We start from the raw sequence: 9,925 nt of genomic DNA on the forward strand, positions 1-9,925 counted from the left end.
CTGTACGTCGCGGGCACGGGCGTCGGCCGGGGCTACCTGGACGACCCCGCCAAGACCGCCGTCACCTTCATGGCCGACCCGTACGCCACCACCCCCGGCACCCGCATGTACCGCACCGGCGACCGCGTCCGCCAACGCCCCGACGGACAACTGGAGTTCCTGGAACGCACCGACCACCAGGTCAAGATCCGCGGCCACCGCATCGAACTCGGCGAGGTCGAAACCGCCCTGCGCCGCCTGCCCGGCATCACCGACGCCGCCGCCACCGTCCACCACGGACGCCTTCACGCTGGACGCGCTGCCGCTCACCCCCAACGGCAAGGTCGACCGCAAGGCACTGCCCGCCCCCGACCCCTCGGAGCACGCCACGGGCCTCGTCCCGGCGCGCACCCCGCGCGAGCGGGTGTTGTGCGAGGTCTTCGCGGACGTCCTCGGACTGCCGGCCGTCGGCATCGACGACGACTTCTTCGACCTCGGCGGGCACTCGCTGCTCGCCACCCGGGCCGCGTCCCGGATCCGGGCCCGGCTCGGCGCCGAGGTCCCGATCCGCACCCTGTTCCAGGCGCCGACCGTCGCCGAACTGGCCGCCGCCCTCGACGCGTCGGACGCCCCGGTGCGACCGGCCCTGACCGCCGCCGCCGAGCGTCCGGAGGAGCTGCCGCTCTCCCCCGCCCAGCAGCGGCTGTGGTTCCTGAACCACCTGGAGAAGGGCTCCGCCACCTACCACCTGCCGTTCGCGGTGCGCCTCTCCGGCGCTCTGGACACCGCCGCCCTGGGGGCCGCGCTGGACGACGTCGTGGCCCGCCACGAGAGCCTGCGCACCGTCTTCCCCGAGGCCGGCGGACGGCCGCGCCAGCGAATCCTGCCGGCGGACGGGGCGCACGTCGCCCTGCCCGTCACCGCGACCGCGCCCGGGGAGCTGCCCGGGGCGCTGGCCGCCGCGGCCGCCCGGGACTTCGACCTGGCGGACGGGCTCCCGCTGCGCGCCGAGCTGTTCCGGCTCGCCGCCGACGAGCACGTGCTGCTCGTCGTGCTCCACCACATCGCCTCCGACGGCTGGTCCGTCGCGCCGCTCGCCCGCGACCTCGCCGAGGCGTACGGGCTGCGGCGGGCGGGCGGAGCCCCCGCGTGGGCGCCGCTGCCGGTCCAGTACGCCGACTACACGCTGTGGCAGCGGGGGATCCTCGACGCGGTCGCGGACGAGCAGCTCGCCCACTGGAAGGAGGCGCTGGCCGGGCTCCCGGAGGAGCTGGAGCTGCCGACCGACCGGCCGCGGCCCGCCGTGCCCAGCCACCGCGGCGGCACGGTCGCCTTCGAGGTCGGCGGCGCGGCGCACGCGGCGGTCGCCGCGCTGGCCCGCGCGCAGGGCGCGAGCACCTTCATGGTGCTCCAGGCCGCGCTCGCCACGCTGCTGTCGAGCCTCGGCGCGGGCGACGACGTGCCGCTCGGGACGCCCGTCGCGGGCCGCACCGACCCGGCCCTCGACGAGCTGGTCGGCTTCTTCGTCAACACCCTGGTGCTGCGCACCGACCTGTCCGGCGACCCGACCTTCCGCGAGCTCGTCGACCGCGTCCGCACGGCCGACCTGGCGGCCTACGCCCACCAGGACCTGCCGTTCGAGACGCTGGTCGACGCGATCGCGCCGAGCCGGTCGCTGTCCCGGCAGCCGCTGTTCCAGACCATGCTGGTGCTGCAGAACAACGCCTCCGCCGACCTCGCCCTGCCCGGCCTGGACGTCGGGGCCGTCCCGGTCCGCACCGGCACCGCCAAGCTGGACCTGGCCTTCGAGCTGACCGAGCGGCACGGCCCGGACGGCGCGCCCGCCGGGATCGACGCCGTCCTGGAGTACAGCAGCGACCTGTTCGACGAGGCGACCGCGCGGTCCCTGGCGGACCGCTTCACCCATCTCGTCGGCGTCCTCACCCGCGACCCCGACGTCGCGCTGGGCGAGGTCGACGCCCTGCTGCCCGCCGAGCGCGAGCGGATCCTGGGCGAGTGGGCCGGTCCCGTGCGGGACGTCGACGTGGCGCCGGTGCACGAGCTGTACGCGGCCCGTGCCGCCGCCCAGCCCGGCCACCCGGCCCTGGAGTTCGGCGCGGAGGTGCTCTCGTACGCCGAGCTGGACGCCCGCGCGAACCGGCTCGCCCACGAGCTGGCCGCCCGCGGCACCGGGCCCGGCGCCCTGGTGGCGCTGCTGCTGCCGCGCTCGCCGGAGATGGTCGTCGCGCTGCTCGCCGTCCTCAAGGCGGGCGCCGCCTACCTGCCGATCGACGCCGCCTACCCGCGGGACCGCATCGCGTACATGCTCGACGACGCGCGGCCGGTGCTCGCCCTGACGACGGCCGCCGAGTCCGCGGGCCTCGACGGCACGGACGTCCCGCGGCTGCTGCTCGACGCCCCGGACGTGCGCGCCGCCGTCGGCGCCCGCCCCGGCCGGCCCCTCACCGACGCCGACCGGACCCGGCCGCTGTCCGTCCGCGACCCCGCGTACGTCATCTACACCTCCGGCTCCACCGGGCGCCCCAAGGGCGTCGTCGTGGAGCACCGCACGGTCGCCGTGATGGTCGCCGACCAGGGCCCCCGCATGGGCATCGGCCCGGACACCCGCTGGCTCCAGTTCGCCTCGTACAGCTTCGACGCGGCGACCTGGGAGCTCTCCATCGGACTGCTCTCGGGCGCCACGATGATCCTGTCGACCGCCGAGGAGCGCGGTCCGGGCGGCCCGCTCGCCGAGCTGGTGGAGCGCACCGGCACCACCATGGTGTGCCTGCCGCCGACGGTCCTGTCCGCGTGGCCGGCCGACCGGCCGATGCCCGGGGGCGTGCAGCTGGTCGTGGCGGGCGAGGCGTGCCCGCCGGAGCTGGTCGAGCGGTTCTCGCGCGGGCGGGTGATGCGCAACGCGTACGGGCCGACCGAGGCCACCGTCTGCGCCTCCATCAGCGCGCCGCTGTCCGGTGCCGTGAAGCCGCCGATCGGCTTCCCGCTGCACAACACGCGCCTGTACGTGCTCGACGCGCGGCTGCGGCCGGTGCCGCCCGGCGTGACCGGCGAGCTGTACATCGGCGGCGACCAGCTGGCCCGCGGCTACCTGCGGCGCCCCGAGCTGACCGCGGCCCGCTTCCTCGCCGACCCGTACGCCACCGCGCGGGGCGGCCGGATGTACCGCTCCGGCGACCTCGTGCGGTGGAACGCCGACGGCAGCCTCGACTACGTCGGGCGCGTCGACGACCAGGTGAAGCTGCGCGGCTTCCGCATCGAGCCCGGCGAGATCGAGGGCGCGCTGCTGGCCCGCGGGGACCTCGCGGCCGCCGCGGTCGTGGTCCGCGAGGACCGGCCCGGCGACAAGCGGCTCGTCGCCTACGTCGTCGCCGCCGGCGCCCCCGTGGACGTACGGGAGGTCCGGGCCCGGCTGGCCGGCGCCCTGCCCGAGCACATGGTGCCGAGCGCCGTCGTCGCCCTCGACGCGCTGCCGCTCACCGGGAACGGCAAGCTCGACCGCCGTGCCCTGCCCGCGCCCGACCACAGCCGGGCCGCCGAGGGGCTCGCCCCCGCGAACGAGCGGGAGGCGGCGCTCTGCCGGGCCTTCGCGGAGGTCCTCGGACTGGAGTCGGCCGGCGCCGACGCCAGCTTCTTCGACCTCGGCGGCGACAGCATCAGCTCCATCCAGCTCGTCGGAAGGGCCCGCGAGGCCGGCCTCGCGATCACCGCGCAGGACGTCTTCGTGCACCGCACCCCGCAGGGGCTCGCGCTCGCCGCGCAGGCCGCGGGGCGGCCCGGTGCCGTCGGCGTCGGCGACGGCACCGGGCCGGTGCCGGCCACGCCGATCACCGCCTGGTTCGACGCCGTCGACGGCCCGACCGACGGCTTCCACCAGGCCGCCGTCGTCCAGACGCCCGCGGGCGCCGCGTACGAGCGGATCGAGGCCGCCCTCCAGGCGCTCCTCGACCACCACGACGCGCTGCGCCGGCACGGCGACACGATCCTGGAGGCCGGCGCGGTCCGGGCCGGGGACGTGCTGCGCCGGGTCGACGCCGGGGCCGGCGACCTCGCCGCCCTGGTCCGCGCGGAGGCGGCGACGGCCCGCGCCGAACTGGCGCCCGCGCGCGGCGACGTGGTCCGCGCGGTCTGGCTCGACGCCGGCGCGGAACGGCCCGGCAGGCTGCTCCTGACCCTGCACCACCTGGTGGTGGACGGCGTCTCCTGGCGCATCCTGCTGCCCGACCTGGCCCAGGCGTACGAGCGGCCCGAGCGGCCCCTCGCACCGGTGGGCACCTCCTTCAGGCAGTGGGCGCTGCTGCTGCGCGAGGAGGCCGCGCGCCCGGAGCGCCGGGCCGAACTGCCGCTGTGGCGGGAGGTCGTGGACGGCGGCGACCCGCCGTTCGGCACCCGGCCGCTCGACCCCGCCGAGGACACCGCGGCGACCGCCCGCCGGCTGCGGCTCGAACTGCCCGCCGCGTACACGGCGGAGCTGCTCACCACCGTCCCGGCCGCCTTCCACGCCGAGATCAACGACGTGCTGCTGACCGCCCTCGCGCTCGGCGTCGCGGACTGGCGGCGCGGCCGCGGCGAGCCGCAGGACGTGCTCGTCGACCTGGAGGGGCACGGCCGGGAGCCGGTCGTGCCGGGCGTGGACCTGTCCCGCACGGTGGGCTGGTTCACCAGCACGCACCCGGTCCGCCTCGACGTGGGCCTGTGCGACTGGGACGAGGTGTGGGCCGGCGGGCCGGCGCTCGGCCAGGTCCTCAAGGAGGTCAAGGAGCAGCTGCGGCGCATCCCGGACCACGGGATCGGGCACGGCCTGCTGGGCCGGCTCGGCACCGGTGCCGCGGCGGAGCTCGGCGCCCGCCCGGCGCCGCAGCTGGGCTTCAACTACCTGGGCCGGATGGCGCTTTCGGAGCCGGGGGACTGGCAGGTCGCGCCGGAGTCGCTGGACGTGGCGGCCGGCACCGACGCGGGGATGCCGCTGCCGCACGCGCTCGGCGTCAACGCGCGCACCGAGGACCGCCCGGACGGCCCCTGCCTGGTCGCCGAGTGGGCCTGGGCGGGGCGGACGGTCGCCGACGCCGACGCGGAGGCGGTCGCGCACGGCTGGTTCCGGGCGCTGAAGGCGCTCGCGGAACACGCCGCACGGCCCGACGCCGGGGGCTTCACGCCCTCGGACCTGGGGCTCGTCGAGGGGCTCGGCCAGGACGAGATCGACGAGTTCGAGAACGAGTTCGCAGACGAGTGGGGGGACGAAGGATGAGCACGACCGGACAGGGGAAGGGGCCCGGGGCGCCCCGGGCGTCGGGCGGACTGAGCGACGTGCTGCCGCTCACTCCGCTCCAGGAGGGCCTGCTCTTCCACGCCGTGTACGACCGGCGGGAGCTCGACGTGTACGCGGTGCAGCTGGTCCTCGACCTGGAGGGGCCGCTCGACCGGGGCGCGCTGAAGGCCGCCGCGGCCGGCGTCCTGGCCCGGCACCCCAACCTGCGGGCGGGCTTCCGCTACCGCAAGAACGGGCAGCCGGTGCAGCTGATACCCCGGGCGGTGCCGGTGCCCTGGCGGGAGGTGGACCGGCCGGACGACCTGGAGGCGCTGACCGACCGGGACCGCACCGAGCCGTTCGACGTGGGCCGGCCGCCGCTGATCCGCTTCACCCTCGTCGGCACCGGCGCGGACCGCCACAGGCTCCTCGTCACCTGCCACCACATCCTGCTCGACGGCTGGTCGATGCCACTGCTGCTGTCCGAGCTGTTCGCCGCGTACGCGGCGGGCGGCGACGCCTCCGGGCTGCCCGCCGTCACCGCGTACAAGAGCTACCTGTCCTGGCTGGGCCGGCAGGACGAGGAGGCCGCCGCCGCGGCGTACGGGGAGCTGCTCGACGGCCTGGAGGAGCCCACCCGGCTCGTGCCGGCGCCGCCCGGCCGCGCCCCCGTGCTGCCCGAGCAGCACGTCGCCCGCCTCGACGCGGCGGCGACGGCCCGGCTGACGGAGTGGGCCCGGGCCCGCGGCGTCACCCTGTCCGGTGTCCTCCAGGGCGTGTGGGCCGTCGTCCTCGGCGCTCTGACCGGCCGGGACGACGTGGTGTTCGGCACCACGACCTCGGGCCGGCCGCCGGAGCTGCCGGGCGTCGAGTCGATGGTCGGCCTCTTCATCAACACGCTGCCGGTGCGGCTGCGGACACCCGCCGGGGGGACCCTGGCCGAGGTCGTGCGGGCGGCGCAGGAGCAGCACACGGCGCTCCTGCCGCACCAGCACCTGGGGCTCTCCCGGATCCAGCGGGACGCGGGCCACGGCGAGCTGTTCGACACCGTCATGATCTTCGAGAACTATCCGCTGGACCCGGACGCCCTGCGCGGGGCCGTCCCCGGTCTGACGGTGACGGGCGCGCGGGGCCGCGACGCGACGCACTACCCGCTGTCGCTGCTCGTGCTGCCCGGCGAGGAGCTGACGCTGCGGCTCGACCACGCGCCCGACCTGGTCACGGCGGCGGAGGCCGCCGCGCTGTCCGGGCGGGTCCTGCGGCTCCTCGCCGCGCTCCCCGACACGGCCGACCTGCCGCTGTCGCGGCTGGAGCTGCTCGGCGAGGAGGAGCGCGCCACGCTGCTCTCCGGGCACAACGACACCGCCCGCTCCCACCCGCGGCACGCCCTGCGCGCGCAGCTCGCGGAGCGGGCCGCCGCCGCCCCGGACGCGCCCGCGCTGCGCTGCGGCGCCGAGCGGCTGGACCACGCGGAGCTGCACGCCCGCGCCGACCGGCTCGCCCACGAGCTGGTGGCGCGCGGCGCGGGCCCGGGCGCGCTGGTGGCGCTCGCGCTGCCGCGCTCGGCGGACCTGGTCGTCGCGACGCTCGCGGTCGTCAAGGCGGGCGCCGGCTACCTGCCGCTCGACCCCGACTACCCGGCCGACCGCATCGGCTACATGCTCGACGACGCGGCGCCCGCCCTGGTGGTCACCACCACGGGTGTCGCCGCCGCGCTGCCGGCCGTCACCGCCCGCCCCCACCTGCTCCTGGACACGGCGGCGGCGCTCCTCGCGGAGCGGCCGACCGGCCCGGCCGGCACCCCGGACCCGGACCCGCTGGACACCGCGTACACGATCTACACCTCGGGCTCCACCGGCCGCCCCAAGGGCGTGGTCGTGCCGCAGGACGCGCTGGTCAACCTGGTGCACGACATGGGCGAGCGGTTCGGCATCGGGCCCGGGGACCGCTTCCTGTCGGTCACCACCTTCGGCTTCGACATCTCCAACCTGGAGATCTTCGTGCCGCTGCTGACCGGCGCCGAGCTGGTCCTCGCCGAGCGCGACACCGTGCGCGACCCGGCCGCGCTCGCCGCCCTGGTCACGGACAGCGGGGCGACCGTCATGCAGGCCACGCCGACCCTGTGGCACGCGCTGGTCACCGAGCACCCGGAGAGCCTGGCGGGGCTGCGCGTCCTGATCGGCGGCGAGGCCGTCGGCGAGCCGCTGGCGGACGCGCTGCGCGCCGCCGCCCGCGAGGTCACCAACGTCTACGGGCCGACCGAGACCACCATCTGGTCGACCGCGGCCGTCCTGGACGGCGAGCGCGGCGGCGTCCCGCCGATCGGCCGGCCGATCGCCAACACGCGGGTGTACGTGCTCGACGACGCGCTGCGGGCCGCCCCCTCCGGGGCGGTCGGCGAGCTGTACATCGCCGGTGCCGGCGTGGCCCGCGGCTACCACGGGCGCCCCGCGCTGACCGCGACCCGCTTCGTGCCGGACCCGTTCGGCCCGCCCGGCAGCCGGATGTACCGGACCGGTGACGTGGTGCGCTGGGGCGCGGACGGGCAGATCGAGTACATCGGCCGGGCCGACCACCAGGTCAAGATCCGGGGCTTCCGGATCGAGCTCGGCGAGATCGAGTCGGTGCTGGCGGCCCACCCCGGGGTGTCCCAGGCGACCGTCGTGGCCCGGGAGGACCTGCCGGGCGGCACGCAGCTGGTGGCGTACACCGTCGGCACCGCCGCCCCCGCGGTGCTCCGCGCGCACCTGGCCGAGAGCCTGCCCGCACACATGGTGCCCGCCCTGTACGTGGCGATGGAGGCGCTGCCGCTCACCGCCAACGGCAAGGTCGACCGCAAGCTGCTGCCCGCGCCCGAGCAGGGTCCGCGCACCGCGGCCCGCGCCCCGCGGACCCCGCAGGAGCAGTTGCTGTGCGAGGTGTTCGGCGAGGTCCTGGGCCTGCCGGCGCCGGCCGGTCCGGACGACTCGTTCTTCGACCTCGGCGGGCACTCGCTGCTCGCGACCCGGCTGACCGGCCGGATCAGGACGGCGCTCGGCGCCGACCTGCCGGTCCGGGCGGTCTTCGACGCGCCGACCCCGGCGGCCCTCGCGGCCCGGGTCGCGGACGCCGGGGAGGCCCGGCCCGCTCCGGCGCCGGCCGTGCGCCCGGACGTGCTGCCGCTCTCCCCCGCCCAGCGGCGGCTGTGGTTCCTGGGCCAGCTGGAGGCGGACAACCCGGCGTACAACATCCCGGTCGCCATCCGTCTGACGGGGGCGCTGGACGTGGCGGCGCTGCGGGCGGCGGTGCGGGACGTCGTGGTGCGCCACGAGGCGCTGCGCACCCGGTTCCCGGACACCGACGGGCGGCCCCGGCAGGAGGTCGTGGACGCGGACGCGGTCCGGATCGAGCTGCCGGTCTCCCCGCTGGACGAGGAGGCGGTGCGCGCGGCCGCGCGGCGCGGTTTCGACCTGGCGGCCGAACTGCCGCTGCGGGCCGAGCTGTTCCGCGGCCCGGACGAGGAGCACGTGCTGCTGCTCGTCGTGCACCACATCGCCGCCGACGGCTGGTCGGTGGGCCCGCTGGGCGCGGACCTGGCGGCGGCCTACGAGGCGCGCCGCGCGGGCGGCGCGCCGGTGTGGGCGCCGCTGCCGGTGCAGTACGCGGACTACACGCTGTGGCAGCGCGAGCTGCTGGAGGCGGTCTCGGACGAGCAGCTCGCCCACTGGCGGGAGGCGCTGGAGGGGCTGCCGGACGAGCTGGAGCTGCCGGCCGACCGGCCGCGGCCCGCCGTGCCGACGTACCGGGGCGGGGAGGTGGCGTTCCGCGTCGACGGGGCGCTGCACGCGGCGGTCGGGGAGCTGGCCCGGGAGCAGGGCGTGAGCACGTTCATGGTGCTCCAGGCGGCGCTGGCCGCGCTCCTTTCGAAGCTGGGCGCGGGCGACGACGTCCCGATCGGCTCGCCGGTCGCGGGACGCACCGATCCGGTCCTGGACGAGCTGGTCGGCCTGTTCGTGAACACCCTGGTGCTGCGGACGGACCTGTCGGGCGATCCGACGTTCCGGGAGCTGCTGGACCGGGTCCGCGCCGCCGACCTGGCCGCGTACGCGCACCAGGACCTGCCGTTCGAGGCGCTGGTGGACGCGCTGGCGCCGAGCCGGTCGTTGGCCCGGCACCCGCTGTTCCAGACGATGCTGACCCTGCACAACACGCCGGACGCGACGGTGCGGCTGGCGGGCCTGGAGTCGGAGCCGCTGCTGATCGGCACCGGGACCGCCAAGGCGGACCTGGCGTTCGAGCTGTTCGAGCGGCGTACGGAGGACGGGGCGCCGGCCGGGATCGACGCGGTCCTGGAGTACAGCGCCGACCTGTTCGACGAGGGGACCGCGCGGTCGTTCGCCGACCGGCTGACGCATCTGCTGGGCGCGTTCGTCGCGGCGCCGGACCGTCCGGTGCGGGCGGTCGAGGTGCTGCTGCCGGCCGAGTCGGCCGCGGTGCGGGCGGCGTGGGCGGCGACGGCGGTCGAGGAGGCGTACACCGGGGTCGTGGAGCGGGTGCGGGCGCACGCCGCCGCGCGCCCGGACCGGATCGCGGTCCAGGATCCGGGGGGCTCCGTCTCGTACGCCGAACTGGTCTCCCTGGCCTCGGCGGTGAGCCGCCGTCTGACCGCCGCCGGGGTCCGTCCCGGCGCTCGGGTGGCGA

2 protein-coding genes and 1 pseudogene are annotated in these 9,925 nt (G+C 77.0%); 2 read left to right on the plus strand and 1 reads right to left on the minus strand.

Translation table 11 applies throughout. The features are described 5' to 3' along the window. Positions 1–309, minus strand: a pseudogene (locus OO47_RS38300) (hypothetical protein); the annotation flags it as partial. A 94-nt stretch (positions 310–403) separates the two neighbouring features. Here OO47_RS38300 and OO47_RS33765 point away from each other — a divergent pair. Together OO47_RS33765 and OO47_RS38305 are read left to right on the plus strand one after the other, a co-directional pair. Further along, the gene (locus OO47_RS33765) at positions 404–5,245 is read left to right on the plus strand and encodes a non-ribosomal peptide synthetase (RefSeq protein WP_078490127.1); all 4,842 of its coding nucleotides are present in this window, start codon (positions 404–406) and stop codon (positions 5,243–5,245) included. Next, the coding region (locus OO47_RS38305; protein ID WP_158708745.1) for a non-ribosomal peptide synthetase at positions 5,242–9,925 on the plus strand (4,684 nt) is incomplete at its 3' end. The genes OO47_RS33765 and OO47_RS38305, both read left to right, overlap by 4 nt.

It is taken from the genome of Streptomyces bikiniensis (genome assembly GCF_000716625.1).
In the GTDB taxonomy this organism is placed as follows: Bacteria; Actinomycetota; Actinomycetes; order Streptomycetales; family Streptomycetaceae; genus Streptomyces; species Streptomyces bikiniensis.